Source organism: Paraburkholderia sp. SIMBA_030 (genome assembly GCF_046535245.1).
Taxonomy (GTDB): Bacteria; Pseudomonadota; Gammaproteobacteria; order Burkholderiales; family Burkholderiaceae; genus Paraburkholderia.
The window spans coordinates 27,738-44,024 of record NZ_JAWRXB010000029.1 but is presented as its reverse complement, the minus strand read 5'-3'; the positions used below and the strand labels follow the sequence as shown (position 1 = coordinate 44,024).

General features: G+C 63.7%; 13 protein-coding genes and 1 pseudogene. 3 read left to right on the top strand and 11 right to left on the bottom strand.

Features of this window, described 5'->3' with window-relative positions:
- Window positions 1-154: 154 nt before the first annotated feature.
- Complete coding sequence (locus SB772_RS35540; RefSeq protein WP_410837800.1) at window positions 155-1,033, top strand: lipid A biosynthesis lauroyl acyltransferase; 879 nt, start codon at window positions 155-157, stop codon at window positions 1,031-1,033.
- 483 nt (window positions 1,034-1,516) lie between these two features.
- On the opposite strand, the gene SB772_RS35535 is transcribed toward SB772_RS35540, so the two are convergent.
- The 3 genes from SB772_RS35535 to SB772_RS35525 are packed head-to-tail and all read right to left on the bottom strand — an operon-like array spanning window position 1,517 to window position 7,289.
- The gene (locus SB772_RS35535) at window positions 1,517-3,007 is read right to left on the bottom strand and encodes an efflux transporter outer membrane subunit (RefSeq protein WP_410837799.1); all 1,491 of its coding nucleotides are present in this window, start codon (window positions 3,005-3,007) and stop codon (window positions 1,517-1,519) included.
- Window positions 3,008-3,012: 5 nt separating this feature from the next.
- Window positions 3,013-6,135, bottom strand: coding sequence for an efflux RND transporter permease subunit (locus SB772_RS35530; protein WP_410837798.1), 3,123 nt, complete (start codon window positions 6,133-6,135; stop codon window positions 3,013-3,015).
- The gene (locus SB772_RS35525) at window positions 6,132-7,289 is read right to left on the bottom strand and encodes an efflux RND transporter periplasmic adaptor subunit (RefSeq protein ID WP_410837797.1); all 1,158 of its coding nucleotides are present in this window, start codon (window positions 7,287-7,289) and stop codon (window positions 6,132-6,134) included. The genes SB772_RS35530 and SB772_RS35525 overlap by 4 nt, the downstream gene beginning before the upstream one ends.
- 220 nt (window positions 7,290-7,509) lie before the next feature.
- On the opposite strand from SB772_RS35525, the gene SB772_RS35520 reads away from it, so the two are divergent.
- The gene (locus SB772_RS35520; protein ID WP_410837796.1) at window positions 7,510-8,127 is read left to right on the top strand and encodes a TetR/AcrR family transcriptional regulator; all 618 of its coding nucleotides are present in this window, start codon (window positions 7,510-7,512) and stop codon (window positions 8,125-8,127) included.
- 84 nt (window positions 8,128-8,211) lie between these two features.
- Here the strand turns inward: SB772_RS35520 and SB772_RS35515 are convergent, their stop codons facing one another.
- Entirely contained in the window at window positions 8,212-8,424 is a 213-nt protein-coding gene (locus SB772_RS35515) for a hypothetical protein (protein ID WP_410837795.1), read from the bottom strand.
- Window positions 8,425-8,683: 259 nt separating this feature from the next.
- On the opposite strand from SB772_RS35515, the gene SB772_RS35510 reads away from it, so the two are divergent.
- Window positions 8,684-9,736 (top strand): LysR family transcriptional regulator, encoded by a 1,053-nt coding sequence (locus SB772_RS35510; protein ID WP_410837794.1) that lies wholly within the window; start codon window positions 8,684-8,686, stop codon window positions 9,734-9,736.
- 51 nt (window positions 9,737-9,787) lie between these two features.
- On the opposite strand, the pseudogene SB772_RS35505 reads toward SB772_RS35510, so the two are convergent.
- The 7 genes and pseudogenes from SB772_RS35505 to SB772_RS35475 form a co-directional block, all read right to left on the bottom strand.
- Window positions 9,788-9,988, bottom strand: a pseudogene (locus tag SB772_RS35505) (AraC family transcriptional regulator); the annotation flags it as partial.
- The gene (locus tag SB772_RS35500; RefSeq protein ID WP_410837793.1) at window positions 9,985-10,215 is read right to left on the bottom strand and encodes a DUF2795 domain-containing protein; all 231 of its coding nucleotides are present in this window, start codon (window positions 10,213-10,215) and stop codon (window positions 9,985-9,987) included. The gene SB772_RS35500 and the pseudogene SB772_RS35505, both read right to left, overlap by 4 nt.
- 145 nt (window positions 10,216-10,360) lie before the next feature.
- Window positions 10,361-10,615 (bottom strand): hypothetical protein, encoded by a 255-nt coding sequence (locus tag SB772_RS35495; RefSeq protein ID WP_410837792.1) that lies wholly within the window; start codon window positions 10,613-10,615, stop codon window positions 10,361-10,363.
- A 294-nt stretch (window positions 10,616-10,909) separates the two neighbouring features.
- Entirely contained in the window at window positions 10,910-12,247 is a 1,338-nt protein-coding gene (locus SB772_RS35490) for a C45 family autoproteolytic acyltransferase/hydolase (protein ID WP_410837791.1), read from the bottom strand.
- 188 nt (window positions 12,248-12,435) lie between these two features.
- Entirely contained in the window at window positions 12,436-14,169 is a 1,734-nt protein-coding gene (locus SB772_RS35485) for a ClcB-like voltage-gated chloride channel protein (RefSeq protein ID WP_410837790.1), read from the bottom strand.
- Between the two features lie 112 nt (window positions 14,170-14,281).
- Window positions 14,282-15,019, bottom strand: a complete 738-nt coding sequence (locus tag SB772_RS35480; protein ID WP_410837789.1) for a glutathione S-transferase — start codon at window positions 15,017-15,019, stop codon at window positions 14,282-14,284.
- Between the two features lie 145 nt (window positions 15,020-15,164).
- On the bottom strand, window positions 15,165-16,259 hold the full coding sequence (locus SB772_RS35475; protein WP_410837788.1) for a YeiH family protein: 1,095 nt from the start codon (window positions 16,257-16,259) through the stop codon (window positions 15,165-15,167).
- Window positions 16,260-16,287 lie beyond the last annotated feature (28 nt).

The window sequence follows — 16,287 nt, the reverse complement described above, 5'->3', positions numbered from 1 at the left end:
ACCGCTACGTCTCGCCGCGAGTGAGACGTCCATCTTTGATTCACGCGCCGCGCGAGACCCGGTATGACGCGAGCGTGAGCCACTTCGTCCGCCAGCAGTTGTCGTGCTGCTGCGGCTGGCGTGTTTGCCATCCTGCATCCACCGGGTCTAACGCATGAAAAGTCGAATACTCATCTGGCTGATGACGGGGCTGCTGCGGGCGTTTGCTTTCCTGCCGTACGGCGTCGTCGCGCGGATCGGCACTGGAATCGGCGCGCTGCTGTATCGCATTCCGAGCGCACGCCGGCGTGTCGTTCATACCAATCTCAAACTGTGTTTCCCGGACATGAGCGACGAGGCGCGCGAACGCCTTGCGCGTGCGCATTTCTGTCATGTGATCCGCAGCTATGTCGAGCGTGGGCCGCAATGGTTCGGCAATGCCCGGGCGATCGAGCGCCTCGTCGAAGTGGAGAGCGCGATCGACCTCGACGACATGCAGGCTCAGCCGACGATTTTTGTCGGCTTTCATTTTGTCGGCATCGAGGCGGGCTGCATGATGTACTCGACGCGGCACCCGGTCGCTTCGTTGTACACGCCGATGTCGAACCTGTTGTTGGACGCAATGGCCAAGCGGCAGCGCGGGCGCTTCGGCACCGAGATGATTCCGCGCAGCGATAGTGTGCGACGCGCGTTGCGGGTGCTGCGGGAGGGTAAGCCAGTGATGCTGGCCGCCGATATGGATTTTGGGCTGCGGGATTCGGTGTTTGTGCCGTTTTTTGGTGTGCCGGCATGTACCTTGACGTCCGTTTCACGGTTGGCGAAGGCTGGGAATGCGCGCGTCGTGCCGTTTGTGACTGAAGTGCTGCCGGATTATCGTGGCTATAAGCTGACTATTTTTAATGCGCTAAACGATTTTCCTTCCGATGATGCCGCGGTGGACGCGCGGCGCATTACCGCGTTTCTCGAGACGCAAGTGCGACGGATTCCTGATCAATATTATTGGGTTCACAAGAGGTTTAAGAATCGGCCGGTGGGGGAAGCAGGGGTTTACTGAGTTTTTTGCGTGCGCAGGCATAACAACCATAGCGCCGCGCAGGCAAAAACACCTAAACCCGAATCCCGCGCCGCTTCAAGCACTTAGCCGCCATGTCCAAACCTTATCAACAGGTCTTTCAACAAAATCTGTGGATAAGCCAACCGCCCCACAAAGGGCCGGCCCGCCGCGCCCATTGGCGTCCTGCCATTGCATTCGTGGGCGCCGCGAACGACAAACCGATCCGCATCAAGCACTTAGGCGCACAAGCCCATAGTTATCAACAACCCTGTCAACACAAACTGGGGATAACGTTGAGACATGCCAAGGGTTTCAGTTGACGGCAAGAGCCACGCACAGTGCCCTTTTGCTCATTGCGCACCGCGATCCGAAACCTGAGTGCGTTCAACGTGTTAGCCTGCTTGTCAGATAGTTTTCAACAGCCTCATCAACAAAAACTGGGGATAACTACACGGGGCTTAAGTTAAGTATGGAATCCCAGGTTTAGTTGGAAACGCTCGCATTCGCCGTCGAAGCGGACGGCGCGGACTCTACCGGCGGATTGCCCATCGCCTGAAACAACGCCGCCGTATCGGTCAGCCGCGCGCCGGTATAGCGAATCTCATCCAACTGAGCGCTACGAAACTGCTGCTCGCTCGAACGGGTCGACGATACCGGCACGGCGCCCAGCCGATAACGCGCCGACGTCTCCTCGAAAATTCCTTGTGCCGAACGCGCGCCGACATTCGCCGCATCGAGCGCTTGCGCATCGTGCTGGAGGGCGGCCAGGGTATCGGCGACGTTCTGGAACGCGGCCAGCACGGTTTGCTTGTATTGCGAAACCGTGGCGTCATACGTATCCACCGCCGCGCGGCGCTGCGCGAACAGCGCGCCGCCATGAAACAGCGGCTGCGACAGCGACGCGCCGATGCTCCATATCGCGCCTGCACCGGACAGTGCCACCGGCCAGCTAAAGCCGCCTTGCCCCATCGACGCACTCAGCGACAAACTCGGGAACATCTGCGCCGTCGCGACGCCGACATCGGCCGCCGCCGCCTTCAACGCGGCGTCCGCGGCCTGGATGTCGGGGCGCGTGCGCAGCAACTCGGACGGCACCACCACCGGCACCTGTTCGGGCACATGCAGTTGCGCCAGATCGAGGTCGTCGGGCGCGGCGTCCGGCGTGCGGCCGAGCAGCACGGCGAGCGCGTGACGTGTCGTCAGCCATTGCTGCTTCAGGCCCGGCAAGCTCGCGGACAAACTCGCCGCGCTCTGTTGCGCGCTCAACTGGTCGGCGTGCGACACCGCGCCGAGCGCGTAGCGCCGCTGCGTATCGCGTGCCTGATCGTTGGCGAGCGCCACCAGTCGCTCGGTCGTGTCGATTTGCGCGTGCAGCGCCGAACTGGTGATCGCCGCCGTGACGATGTTGGCCGCCAGCGCGCGGCGCGCGGCATCGAATTGATACGCCTGCACGTTCACGCGTGCGGCAAGCGCGGCATTCGCGAGCCGTGCCGCGCCAAACAGGTCGAACGTGTAGTGCGCCTGCAATTGACCAACGAACACGTTGTACAGAAATGTATTCGGGCCGGCCTCGGGTATCGCGAGCGCGCGATTGCGGGTCGCCTGGCCACCCGCATCGATGGTCGGCAGCAGCGAACTGCCGATCTGCGCGCGCAGTTGCTCGCGTGCGGCGGCGAGGCTCTTGTCGGTGGCGGCCAGCGTCGGGCTGTTGCGCAAACCTTCGTCGATCAACGCGTTAAGCGCATCCGATTGATAAAGCTTCCACCATTCGGGCACGGGTTTCGCGCCGACCACGAACTGCTGCGCGACGCCTTGCGCGGAGGCGGTTTGTGCCGGTTGCGCTTCGGCGCCGTAGTGGGCCGGTTGCGGCATCGCGGGCGGCTCGCCGTTCGGTCCGAACGAGCAGGCGGCCAGCGCCAGTGCGGCGCAGCCGAGGGTCGTGATGCGCAAATGTCGAGGAAATGCGAAAGTCACTATGATCAATTCCCCGTATGTGTCGCGCCGGACGGCGCCGGGGGCTCGCGCTCGTCGCCACGCACTCTGAACGACGCGGCGTACAGCGCGGGCAGATAGAACAGCGTGAGGATGGTCGCGCTCGTGATGCCGCCCATCAGCGCGGTAGCCATCGGGCCGAAGAAATTCGAGCGCAACAGCGGAATCAGCGCGAGCACGGCGGCGGCGGCGGTCAGCGTGATCGGCCGGAAACGCCGCACGGTCGCGCCGACGATCGCGTCGAAGCGTCGATGGCCGGCCGCGATGTCCTGCTCGATCTGGTCGACCAGAATCACCGAGTTGCGCATGATGATGCCGAACATCGCGATCACGCCGAGCATCGCGACGAAACCGAACGGCTTGCCGAACAGCAGCAGCGTCAACACCACGCCAATCAGGCCGAGCGGAGCGGTCAGCACCACCATCAGCACGCGCGCAAAGCTCTGCAACTGGATCATCAACAGCGTCAGCACCGCGATGATCATGATCGGCATCTGCGCGTTGATCGACGTTTGACCCTTGCCGCTTTCCTCCACCGAGCCGCCCACTTCGATCCGGTAGCCGACCGGCAGTGCGTCGCGAATCTGGCTCAACGCTTTATCGACGGCATGCGTGACGTCGATCCCTTGCGCACCGGCCATGACGTCGGATTGGACGGTAATCGTCGGTTGCCGGTCGCGCTCCCAGATCACGCCGTATTCCAGATCGTTGCGCAGATGGCCGAGTGTGCCGAGCGGCACCGGGCCGTTCGGTGTCGGCATCGCCAGCGTCAGGAGTTGCGCGGGGTCGACACGTTCCGATTTCGGCGCGCGCAGATCCACGCTGATCAGCTTGTCGCGTTCACGGTACTGCGTGACCGTGTAGCCGGACAGCGTCATCGCGAGGAAGCTCGACACGTCGTCGGAACTCACGCCGAGTTCGCGCGCTTTCTTCTGATCGACCTCGAAGCGCACCGAGCGTTCGGCGGGTTCGTCCCAGTCGAACTGGACGTTGTTGGTGCGGCGGTCGGCGCGCATCGTCGCGGCGACGCGCTCGGCGATCGACCGAACGGTGGCGATGTCGTCGCCGCTCACGCGGAACTGCACCGGATAGCCGACCGGAGGCCCGTTCTCAAGACGCGACAGGCGCGTGCGGATCGCCGGAAACTGGTTGCGCAGTTCCGGTTCGAGCCACTGCGCGAGTTTCTCGCGATCCTTGACCGACTTCGCCGTGATCACGAACTGAGCGAAGTTCGGTTGCTGCAATTGCTGATCGAGCGGCAGATAGAAACGCGGTGCGCCGGTGCCGACGAAGTCCACCGTGTGATCGATTTCGGGGCGGCCCACCAGGGCTTTTTCCAGGCGCTGCGCCTGACGCAAGGTCGCTTCGAACGATGCGCCTTCAGGCAGGCGCACGTCCACCAGCAACTCGGGACGGTCCGAGCTCGGGAAGAACTGTTGCGGCACCAACGTAAAACCAGCCATCGCCAGAATGAACAGTGCGACGGTGATTGCCAGCACGACAAAGCGCCGCTCGATGCACCAGCTGATCCAGCCGCGCAGGCGCGTGTAGAAGCGCGTGTCGTAAATGTCGTGTTCGTGATCGTGCGCTTCGTGCGCCTCGCGTTTGCGCTCGGGCAGCATGTGATAGCCGAGCAGCGGAATCAGCACCACCGCCGCGAGCCATGAAGCGATCAGCGCGATCGCCGACACCTCGAAGATCGAACGCGTGTACTCGCCGGTGCTCGATTTCGCGAGCGCGATCGGCAGGAAACCCGCCACGGTCACCAGCGTGCCGGTCAGCATCGGAAACGCCGTGCTGGTGTACGCGTAGGCCGCGGCGCGCGTGCGGTTCCAGCCTTGCTCGAGCTTCACCGACATCATTTCGACCGCGATGATCGCGTCGTCGACCAGCAACCCCAGCGCCAGCACCAGCGTGCCGAGCGACACTTTGTGCAAGCCGATATCGAACAGATACATGCACAGGGCCGTGACCGCGAGCACCACCGGTATCGAGATCACGACCACCATGCCGGTGCGCACGCCCAACGACACGAGGCTCACCACCAGTACGATCGCGATGGCCTCGGCGACCGCTTCGAGAAAGTCGTCGACCGAGCGCTCGACCGCGTGCGGCATGCTCGACACTTCGACGAGCTTCAAGCCGGCGGGCAGGTATTTGCGCAACTGGACCGTTTCCTGATCGAGCGCCTTGCCCAGGCGAATCACGTCGCCGCCCGGTTGCATCGTCACGCCGATGCCGAGCACAGCCTTGCTGCCGAAGCGCATTTGCGTGGCGACCGGGTCGTCGTAGCCGCGTTTGATCGTCGCGATGTCGCCGAGACGCAACGAGCGGTTGTTGATGCGGATCAGCGTGTCGGCGAGCGCGGCGACGTCCTTGAACTGGCCGGTGGGGCGCACGAACACGCGATCGTCGGTGGTGGTCAGCGTGCCGGCCGGCGAGACGCTGTTCTGCGAATTGATCGCCTGGGCGAGTTGCTGCGGCGAGATGCCCAGGCGCGTGAGCTGCGTGTTGGCGATCTCGATGTAGATGTGCTGATCCGGATCGCCGAAGTAATCGACCTTGCCGACGCCCGGCACGCGCAGCAGCACCGTGCGCAATTGATCTGCGTAATCGTGCAGTTGCGCGGCGGAAAAGCCGTCGCCTTCGAGCGTGTAGATGTTGGTGTAGACGTCGCCGAATTCGTCGTTGAAGAACGGGCCTTGAATGCCCGGCGGCAACGTCGCCGCGATATCGCCGACTTTCTTGCGCACCTGATACCAGGTTTGCGGAACGTCCTTCACCGGCGCGGAGTCTTTCATCGAGAAAAACATCAGCGATTCGCCGGGGCGCGAGTAACTGCGCACGAAGTCGATCGCGGGCGTTTCCTGCAATTTCCGGCCGATCCGGTCGGTGACCTGTTCCTGCATCTGGCGCGCGGTCGCGCCGGGCCAGAAGGTGCGGATCACCATCACGCGGAACGTGAAGGGCGGGTCTTCGGATTGTGCGAGGCGCGTGTACGCGAGGATGCCGAATGCGGTCGACAGTGCGATCAGGAAGACCACCAGCGCCTGATGGCGCAGCGCCCATGCGGACAGGTTGAAGCGTCCTTCTTCAGGCGTCGTGCTCATGAAGCGAAGTCCTCGGGATGCAGCGGCGGGATCACGCGGACTTTCTCGCCGGCGCTCACCGTGTGCACGCCTTGCAGCACGACTCGATCACCGTCTTTTAGTCCTTGGGCGATGGCGATCGTGCGCTCGTTGTAGCGCGTCACGGTGACCCGGCGCAGTTCCACCGTGTCGGCGGCAGTAGCGTTGGCAGTCGCGTTATTACCTGCGTGCACGACCCACACAGCCGGCTGCGTGCCGTCGTGGAACAACGCAGTGGCGGGCACGATGAACACGCTGTTCCGATTCGCCGACGCGTTCGCGGGCGACAACGCGATATCGGCTGTCATACCTAGGCGCACGTCGGGACCGGGATTGTCGAGCGTGAGTTTGGCGCGGTAGGTGCGGCTTTGCGGATCGGCGGCGGGCGACAGTTCGCGCACGCGCGCGGTGAAGCTGCGCCCCGGCAGCGCGGCCAGCGTGACCGTGGCGGTTTGCCCGACCGACAGCGCCGCCAGCGCGCTTTCCGGCACATCGCAGACCACGTCGATATCGCCGCTCCACGCGAGGTTGTAGACGGCCTGGCCCGCGGACACATTCTGGCCGGTGTCCGCCTGTTCGGCGGTGATCACGCCGGCATGATCGGCAACGAGCGTGGTGTACTGCAACTGATCTTTCGACAAAGCCGCCTGCTGCACGGCCTGATCGCGCTGTGCGACGGCGGATGCATAGGCATTGGTCGTCTGTTCGAGTTGCGCCGGCGCGATCAGGTTCTCTTTCGCCTGCGCCTGGTCGCGATCGAACTGCTGCTTCGCATAAACCAGCGTGTGCTCGGCCGCCGCGAGCTGCGCTTGCGCGCTGGCGGCGCTCTTCTGCGCATCGGCCGGGTCGAGCCGGGCCACGATCTGCCCGTTCTTCACGACGTCGCCGAGCCGCACGCGCCGCTCGACGATCTTGCCGCCGACCCGAAACGACAGCGGCGTCGCATAACGCGATTGCACTTCACCGGGCAACGACGACGCCAGCGTGGCGCTGCCGTCCGCATGCACGGCAACGGCGACCACCGGACGCGGCGCCGGCGCGGCAGGCTCTTTCTTCGAGCACGCGGTGAGCGTGACGACGCCGGCCAACGCGAGAGCGCATGCCGCACGGGCATATCGATGGGACTGCTGGCGCATCGCAGACGATGCAGAAGGACCGGGACGCTTCACGATTACCCCAACTTGGCGACAGCGAACGAACACGGCAAGCCGCAACGGCCCGCCAGCTACGACGCGAAGGCCGGATCATGCAACCGACATACGCGTTTGAATTTGAATGTTGAGGTGTATTTTAATACATGCATGTATTTGAATGTCGAGATGAATTGGAATTCTTTTCGGTGCTAGACTTGCGCCCATGAAACGCCAACGACTCACACGCGAACAGAGCAAGGACCAGACGCGCCTGCGGCTGCTCGACGCTGCGCAAGCAATTTTTATGAAGAAAGGTTTCGTCGCGGCGAGTGTCGAAGACATTGCCGGGGCGGCAGGCTATACGCGCGGGGCGTTCTATTCGAACTTCCGCAGCAAGAGCGAACTGTTCCTCGAATTACTGCGGCGCGATCACGAAACGATGCAGGCGGGTCTGCAGGCGATCTTCGAGAACGCGGCATCGCGCGAGGAAATGGAAAGCCGCGTGCTGTGCTACTACAGCAACCTGCATCGCGAGAACAAATGCTTTTTGCTGTGGGTCGAGGCAAAGCTGCTGGCGGTTCGCGACGGCCGTTTCCGGATCCGTTTCAACGCGTTCCTGCACGAGAAACTGGAACAGTTGAGCGCGTATATCCGCGAGTTTTCGGTGCGGGTGGGCACGCCGCTGCGGTTGCCGGCCGAGGAACTGGCGATGGGCTTGATGGGTTTGTGCGACGGCGTGCAGTTCTTCTACACGGTCGATCCGCAGAACGTGCCGGCTGAGATGGCGGAAAAAGTGCTGGCGGGATTTTTCGCGCGCGTGGTGTTTGGGCGCGAAGCGTAGTTATGGTGAGCGGCAGGGCGCGACGCGAACACGCCCGGGTCGCCGCTTGGGGCGAGCGGCCCGGTGTGGTTTGACGAGTGCGGCTTAGTTGGTCGGCAACTGCGCGCAGGTATCCGCGGCCGGCGACGCGCAGACGAACGAATATTGCCCGCTATAGCGCAGGACTTCTTCGCCGACGTGCAGAACGACCTTGATGTCCGGGCACCGCTCGTAAGCGATGAACGCCGAGCAGGCGGCAGCGGACCAGCACACGAGCGAAAACGCGATTTTTTCGAAAAGCTGAAAACGATGTGGCATAGCGATGATTTCCTTTCGAGCGCTATATTACCAGCATCTAAGGGTTTATACCTAGTAGAAATCCACTGCAAATAAGCTTTGCAAGCGTGTCGCGAGCGCATCGCGAACCTGACCGTTTTGTCATGTCCAGGTCAGGGTTGGGACATGGACGGGTCGATACAATCGAATCGTTGGGCAAGCCTGAGCGCGCTTTGCCGCTTGGGCTCGGCGCACGCGGCACGATGCCGCCGGCCCGCGTTACCGTGGCAGGAGTCGTCCCATGAATCAATTGCAGTCGATGCGCGTATTCGTCAAAGTGGCCGATCTCGGCAGTTTCGTTCGTGCGGCCGGCGCGCTGGATCTTTCCGCAGCGGTCGTCACGCGCCACGTCGCCGATCTGGAAGGGCGGCTCGGCACCCGTTTGCTCAATCGCACCACGCGCCGTCTTTCGCTGACCGAGTCCGGCACGACCTATCTGGAACGCGTGCGCCACATTCTCGACGACCTGGAAGGCGTGGAGCAGATGGTGGTGGCGCGCAATCACGAACCTGTCGGCACGTTGCGGATCGTCGCGCCGATCGTGTTCGGGCTGCACAGTCTCGCGCCGGTCGTGCAGTCGTATGCCGAACGCTATCCGGATGTGATGCCCGACGTCACGCTGGCCGATCGTCATGTCGATCTGGTCGAAGAGAGCTTCGACGTCGGCATCCTGGTCGCGCGGCAGATGCGCAGCGCAAGCATCGTCACGCGGCGTTTGACCACCGGCTACATGACGGTCTGCGCGAGCCCGGCGTATCTGGCGCAGCATGGCACGCCGACCCACCCTGAGCATCTGCGCGCGCATCCGTGTCTGAGCCGGCCGGCCGGGCAGGGCGGCGACGAGCGCGTATTCACCGGACCGGACGGCGAAGTGCGGGTGCGGCCGGCCAATGCGATCGCGGCGAACAATACGGAAATGTTGCGCCAGTTCGCGCTGCTGGGCATGGGCGTGGCAATTTTGCCGAGCTATCTGATCGGCCGTGATCTCGAGGCCGGGCGGCTGGTGCCGTTGCTTGGCGATTACCGTCTGCCGCAGATCGAAATCACGATTGCTTACCCGAGCCGCCGTCACTTGCCGGCGAAGGTGCGCACGTTTATCGACCATCTCGTCGAGTATTTCCAGCACGCCGGCGAACCGGCGCGTAATCCGCGAACCGTTGCGCCGCCCCGCGCGCTTGCCGGACTGCCGGCTTATGCAGAAGACGATCTGCCGGTGCCGGCTATGTCGGATGACGCGGCGCGGCCGTTGCGCAAGTCATCGCGCGGGCGGATCGCGGCGGCCGCGCCGGCTTGACCGTAAGGCCGTTGAATGGCTTGATCGTTAGGCACGGCGGTGCTCCTCCTGAGTTTGCCCGCCCGCCAGCGTGCGGCCGATCGCATAGGTATCGTGCCGGTGCATGTCGTAAGCGGCGTGATGAAAGAAGGCTTCGATACGCTCGATGCCGCTCGAATGCGGCGCGCGATGGATCCAGTCAGCGCCCGGCTTGAGGGTAGACGAGCGGGTTGACGAAAGCGAAAACAGCGGTGAAGCCGGCGCCCCGCTCATGCGCCCAGACCCGGCCCATAGTTGCCGCTGATCAGACGGGTGACGGATGCCACGTCCGTATAGTCCTGCTCCGGCAGACCGTCGAGCATCGACAACACCTCGTTGCTGGCGCCCGCATCGCGAGCGAGCTCGACGAGCGCATCCTTGTTGGTCGGGAAATGGACTTCGCGCAGGATGTCGGCGATCTGCAAGTCGATCGATTCGCCGGGAATAGCCGATGCGGTCATGCGAGCGCTCCTGTTCTTTTCGATGTGAATTTTTTTGTCGCCGGCCAAACGCGCAAGACCTGGCGAGCACCCGCTAAACAGCGCCTGAAGCCTGAAGTTCGCCCCAGGTCAGACGTCCGCGCCGGGACGGCGCGAAAACCCGCCGTCAGGTCTGGAGTTGCTCGTTCTGCCCGGAAAGGCTTCGATCCAGATGCCGCGACTTGGGCAGCGCAATATGTTGCCATTGTTGCGGGCGGTTGTCGTCCGTGGCAGCGACGTCCGGGGCCGCGGGCGCGACAGGGGCAGCGTTGGCGCGTTCGGCAAGGCTACTGGCGGTGGTGCTCTCGGTCGCGGTGCGAATCGGCGCGGCAAAGCATGAGGCCGACAGCGTCACCATCGTCATCAGTGTCGAGGTTTTCATCGCCCGACCTCCTAAACTCATGCGGCGCTAACAATGAAGCAAGCGCTGTGCCGTCCCCGCGTCGAAAAGACGGCTCAATCTGTGTACGGCGTTGCTGTCCGCAGCCGACGCATATCTACTATCTTAGATGGCAAATTTCCGCCGTGCGCGCAAATGCGGCAAAACGCTATTGTAGGTCTGAGATGATGGCAGGAGAAAGGCAGGTCCGTCGCGAACGGTCGTGCCGGGGTTATGCTGCGCCGTCACATGATGCGGCAGCGCGGCGTGCCGGGTGCCGTTCGCCAGGAATGGCGTCTAGCGCAAAACCTCGAAGCGCGTCCATGGCCACGACGGCCGGTCGCGCATATACCCGTTGAGCCAGTTCCACTGCGGATGGCGTTTCATGAACGCCTGGGCATCGAACGGCCGTCCGCACGGATGACCCCAACGCGCACTGAACGCCATCTGGCGTGCCATTTCGCTATCGACCACTTTGCCGTCGTTGGCGCCCCACGGATTGAACGGCCCATGATCGGTGCCGCCGAAGCGCGCGTCATCCAGTTCCAGATGCCCGCAGATGGTGCGCGAGCACGGGTTGTCGTTGCGATCGAGATAGACGTCGTGATGATCCGCGATCATCTGCCTGGCGAGTTCGACGTCGATCTTGCCGTGATGTATCTCCTCGAGTTGCATGAAGCGCAGCCGCCGCGCGCCGTTCTTGCGCACGTCCGTATAGTCTTCGCCTTCGCCGATGCATTCCTGGTTGCGGATCTTCAGATCGGTCGCGGTGTTGTAGCCGCTGTAGAAACCGTCCTTCGTGCTTTCGAAGCCCGAATAGTGCAGCCCGAGTTCGTAGCGGGCGATCTCGCCGGTTTTGGTGTCGCCGAGCAGCCAGCTGTTCGCATAGCCGCCGTTATTGGCGATCGCGAACATCTCGCACCATTCGCCGATGCTGTTCGCATACTGCGAGGCGCGCCGCGAGCGATAGAACTCCGGCGCACCCGACGGGTTGTAGCCGGCAAAGTTGGAGATGGTGGTTTCGGTCACCATCAGGCCGGCGGCCGTCACCCAGAAATCGGTGAGACTGGAGATGCAGCCGGGCAGGCCTTGCATCAGAATCCGGTTGCCGCGATCCGGCACGATGTCGAATATCACGTTGAACGCGTCGCCCGCGGCGTAGCGGTCCCAGGAGTTGTGCGCCATCACGATGCGGCCGTCGCGCGTGGCGTTGCCGGTGGCGATGAACGCGCTGCAATGATGGCCGCGCCGCCCGCGCCACGGTTTCAGCCCGAGCCTCGGCTGTTGCTGCGAGGCGTAGGTCGGCCACCAGCTTTGCAACAGGTCCATGTAGCCGTTCCAGGCCAATACTTCGGCGAACGGCAGCTTCGCGCCGTCGGCGATGCCCTGGATTTCGTCGGCGAATTCGGTGTCGAGTTTGGGCGCGAACTGGGTGACGGCGGCGTTGACGAAGGTGTCGAAGTCTTCGCCGGTATCCCACTTCGCAAGGTAGCGGGCGGTGCGGATCGCGTTCTGGATTTCAGTGGCGAGCAACTGGCCGTGCTGCTCGCCGCGATCGTACGGCTCGCCTTCGATATGCAGAAAGATCCAGCCCGCCTGATCGCGGCGCACGGCATCGAGGGACGGTTCGCTCATCTTCGCTCCGATCGAAGGGCGGGCGTCTCGGTGCGCCCGTCTTGGCGTAACGCGCGCCGCGTGCAATCGCCGCAGCATTTTTCCATTGTAGAGAATCTGCCGCGCTTTGCACGGCCCGCTGCGTGCGTGGGGGTGGCACCGCTCGAAGCGCGCGGCGTGCCTGAACGCCGGCTCGACGAACGCCAGCCTTAGTGATGCGGGTTCATGCGGAAATACGCGTCGAGCAGCGAGGTCTTGTAGACCACGCCCGCGAGTGTCGGATGCGCGGTGCTTTCGATCACCGGCAGCCGCTCGCCCTGAAACGCCATGAAGTGCTGCAATGCAACGCCGAGCGGCATATCCGGTGTGAGCACATCGAAATGCAGCTGCAGATAATCGGCTGCGGTTTTCGCGGACGTGTCGCGCTTGTCGAGCAGATCGGAGGTGATGTCTTTCAGCGCGACCACGCCGAGAAACGCGCCGGATTCGTTGGCGACGTACAGGTACTTCACCGGATATTCGAGGAACACGCGCGTCATATCGTGCACGGTCGCGTTGGGCGGCACGACGGTTTCGGCCGGCCGGATCAGCTCGCGCATCTGCGTCGCACGCAGCCGCGAGCGCTCCTGTTCCTCGCGATTGCGGCGCAGCGTGATTTCGTACATCGAAGTCTTCGCAATCGCACGCGACACAAAATAGGCGACCACGCACGAGAGCATCAGCGGCAACACCACCTGATAGCTGAGCGTCATTTCGAAGATCATCAGGATTGCCATCAGCGGCGCCTGGGTGGCGCCCGCCAGAAACGCGCCCATGCCGACCATCGCATACGCGAACGGCGCCGAGGTGCCGTGCGGCCACAGCGCGTGCATGCCCTGGCCGAACAGCGAGCCGACCACCGCGCCGACGAAGAGCGTCGGCGTGAACACGCCGCCGATCGCGCCGGAACCGGCGGTGGCCGCCGTCGCGACGAGCTTGAACACTAGCACGAGAACAAGCGCGCTCCACGTCCATGGCGAGTGCAGGATCGAGTTGACCACGCTATAGCCGTTGCCCCATACCTCGGGCGTCCACACCGACAGAATGCCGACCACCAGCCCGCCGAGCGCGAGCCTCACCGGCAGCGGCAACGGCAACTTGCGAAAGCCGGTCTTCGAGGCATCGAGCAGCCGCAGGAATTGCGGCGCGGCCGCGCCGCACAGCAGGCCGAGCGCGACGAACAGCAGCACCTCGACGCCGGCCACCGGCGGGAACACCGGCATCTCGTACGGCGGCTTGTAGCTCGTGAATTCACGCATGGTGATGTTGGCCACCACCGCCGCGACCACTACGGGGCCGAAGCTTTCCATCGCGATCGAGCCGAGCACGATCTCGGTGACGAAAAACGCACCGGCAATCGGCGCGCTATAAGCGGACGTAATGCCGGCTGCGGCGCCGCATGCGACCAGCAGGCGCAGGCGCGGCGGGTCGAAGTGCACCCAGCGTCCGATCAGCGACGCGGCCAGCGCCGCCAGTTGCACCATCGGACCTTCGCGGCCGATCGAGCCCCCGCTCGAAATCGTGAACAGCGACGACACGCTGCGCCACACGCTCAGCTTCACCGGCACGACGCCGTCGCCGATCGCGACCGCTTCCATGTAGTCGATGTGATTGCATTTGTCGGCGTAACGCTGCGCGAACAGCAGAATGAAGCCGGCGATCAGGCCGCCCGCAGCCGGCAGCCAGACGCGCACGGTCCACGGCAAGCCGCGCGCCATTTCGACGAAGCTGCCGGACTTGCCCGACACCGCCAGTTGCAGCAGCGCGATGCCTTCGCGAAAGAGAATCGTCGCGAACGCGCCCGCGACGCCGACCACCACCGACCAGACCAGCATCGTATGGGCGTCGGACAGGCGGAACAGGCGTTGGGCGCGGGTGCGCAGCTTCAGCAGGAATGAAAGCACGTAGGCAGTGGAGGGCGTGATGGGTGGATGAAAAGCGCGCGCCGGAACAGCACCGCGCCCGCTATCTTAAGCGGGCGCGATGACGCCGGCGGGTAAAGGATGGCAGCGTGGATCAAGCCGCCGCCTTGTCGAGTTCAGGATAGTGCCTGAAGATGCAAGCCTCGTTATGCGCGATGCGCCGGTCGGACTCGAGATAGGCGGCGATGTTCGGCCGCGCCATCACCGCATCGTGCAGCGCGGCAAGACGCGGATAGTGCTCGCCGAAACGCTTGAGCGCGCGCGGAAACGCATACAGCAGACCGTCGATCAGCTGGAACATCGACAGGTCGACGTAAGTCAGCGCGTCACCCACCATGAACTGATCGCCGGCCGGGTTCTGTTTCAGCACCCGCTCGAAGTACTTCATGAACTTCGGAATCCGGTTGTCGATGAAGTCGTGCGCACGCTGCCGGGCGGCGTCTTTCTGGTCCTCGTAGTAGAGGTCGCTGGCGAGCGGATGATGCGTATCGTGCGCTTCGGTGACCACGTCGGCGATCGTCAGTTGCAGGCCGTTGGCGACGTAGCGCAGGCTCTCGACGGCAGGCGCCAGGTTCAGGCGCGGGCCGAGGTAGAACAGGATGTTGGCGGTCTGCGAGATCACGAGATCGCCGTCTTTCAGGAAGGGCGGCGCATACGGCGGATACGGCTCGTCATGGCTCTTCATGAGCGACATCATCGCGCTCGTGCCCAGGCCGTCGGACTTCTTGCCGCGTGCCACTTCCACGTAGTCGACGCGGGCTTCTTCCAGTGCCAGCCGCACGAATTCGCCGCGGCCCTGCAAGCCGTCCCAATAGTAAAGTTTCAGGCTCATCGGTCGATCCTCCTTCCGGTTGCATGAACGGGTTTGCGTGAACGGGTTACGTCAGCGGCCAGTATGCCGTGTGAGCGCGCCGGATGGTTCTCCTGAACGAGCAAAACCCCGCACGCAGCGGGGTTGGTTTGACGGCGAGGGCGGCTTAACCGAGCAGGTGCTGGACAGTCCACGTGATTCCCAGTCCACCGGCGATCAGCCACACATACAGGATCAGGCCGGTGGTCAGCGCGCGGGGCCCGGCCTGACGGATCTGCGAGATGCGGGTTTCGATGCCGAGCGCGGTCATGGCCATCGTGAGCGCGAAGGTGTCGAGCGTGTTCAGCGTGTTCGTCGCGGTTTCGGGCAACATGTGCAGCGAATTGATCACGACGAAGGCGAGGAAGCCGAGCGCGAACCACGGAATCGCCAGCTTGCGCGGTGCGTGGTGCGTGCCGCCTTGCGCCGAAGCCGAAGCCGATGCACGGCGCGCCGAGCGGTTCACCCACATGCCGACCACTAGCAGCACCGGCACCAGCAGCATCACGCGGGTCATCTTGACGATGGTGGCGACGTGGGTCGCTTCCGGGCTCACATTGCTGGCCGCGCCGACCACCTGCGCCACTTCGTGAATCGTGCCGCCGAAGAACAGGCCTGCGCCGAGCGTGTCGAGATGCAGCCAGCCTGCCTTGAACAGCACGGGGTAGAGGAACATCGACAGCGTGCCGAACAGCACCACGCTGCCGACTGCCATCGCGCTCTTGTGCGGCTTCGATTGCAGCGTCGATTCGAAGGCGAGCACCGCGGCTGCGCCGCAGATCGCGCTGCCGGCCGCGGTCAGGAGCGCGGTGTCGCGATCGAGCTTCATGATCTTCATGCCGGCCCACGTGCCGATCACGAGTGTGCTCACCACGATCAACAGCGATTCCGCGAGCCCCGGCAGACCCACCTGGGCGATTTCCTGCAAGCTGACACGCAATCCGAAGAACGCGACGGCGATGCGCAGCAGCTTGCGCGCCGAAAAGTTGACGCCTGCCGCCCAGCTTTCGGGCATGCCGTCGCGCAGCGCGTTGCCGTAAATGGCACCGGCCACGATGCCGACGATCAGCGGGCTCAAACCCAGGCCGGCGATGGCGGGAATCGATGCGATGCGGGTCACGGCGGCGGCAAACAGCGCCACGAACAGAATGCCGTTGAGTTGGCCGCGGGTCGAAGGCCCGGTGGATGCGGCGGCAGTAGCGGTGAGGTGAGCGGTGGACATGGCGTTGCGCCTTTCTATAACTGTCGTG

Excerpts from the sequence above, each read along its gene's own strand:
- SB772_RS35540 (WP_410837800.1), top strand. The coding sequence starts at position 155 with ATGAAAAGTCGAATACTCATCTGGCTGATGACGGGGCTGCTGCGGGCG.
- SB772_RS35495 (WP_410837792.1), bottom strand. The coding sequence starts at position 10,615 with ATGAAAACCTCGACACTGATGACGATGGTGACGCTGTCGGCCTCATGC.
- SB772_RS35475 (WP_410837788.1), bottom strand. The coding sequence starts at position 16,259 with ATGTCCACCGCTCACCTCACCGCTACTGCCGCCGCATCCACCGGGCCT.
- SB772_RS35490 (WP_410837791.1), bottom strand. The coding sequence starts at position 12,247 with ATGAGCGAACCGTCCCTCGATGCCGTGCGCCGCGATCAGGCGGGCTGG.
- SB772_RS35515 (WP_410837795.1), bottom strand. The coding sequence starts at position 8,424 with ATGCCACATCGTTTTCAGCTTTTCGAAAAAATCGCGTTTTCGCTCGTG.
- SB772_RS35520 (WP_410837796.1), top strand. The coding sequence starts at position 7,510 with ATGAAACGCCAACGACTCACACGCGAACAGAGCAAGGACCAGACGCGC.
- SB772_RS35525 (WP_410837797.1), bottom strand. The coding sequence starts at position 7,289 with ATGCGCCAGCAGTCCCATCGATATGCCCGTGCGGCATGCGCTCTCGCG.
- SB772_RS35480 (WP_410837789.1), bottom strand. The coding sequence starts at position 15,019 with ATGAGCCTGAAACTTTACTATTGGGACGGCTTGCAGGGCCGCGGCGAA.
- SB772_RS35500 (WP_410837793.1), bottom strand. The coding sequence starts at position 10,215 with ATGACCGCATCGGCTATTCCCGGCGAATCGATCGACTTGCAGATCGCC.
- SB772_RS35530 (WP_410837798.1), bottom strand. The coding sequence starts at position 6,135 with ATGAGCACGACGCCTGAAGAAGGACGCTTCAACCTGTCCGCATGGGCG.
- SB772_RS35510 (WP_410837794.1), top strand. The coding sequence starts at position 8,684 with ATGAATCAATTGCAGTCGATGCGCGTATTCGTCAAAGTGGCCGATCTC.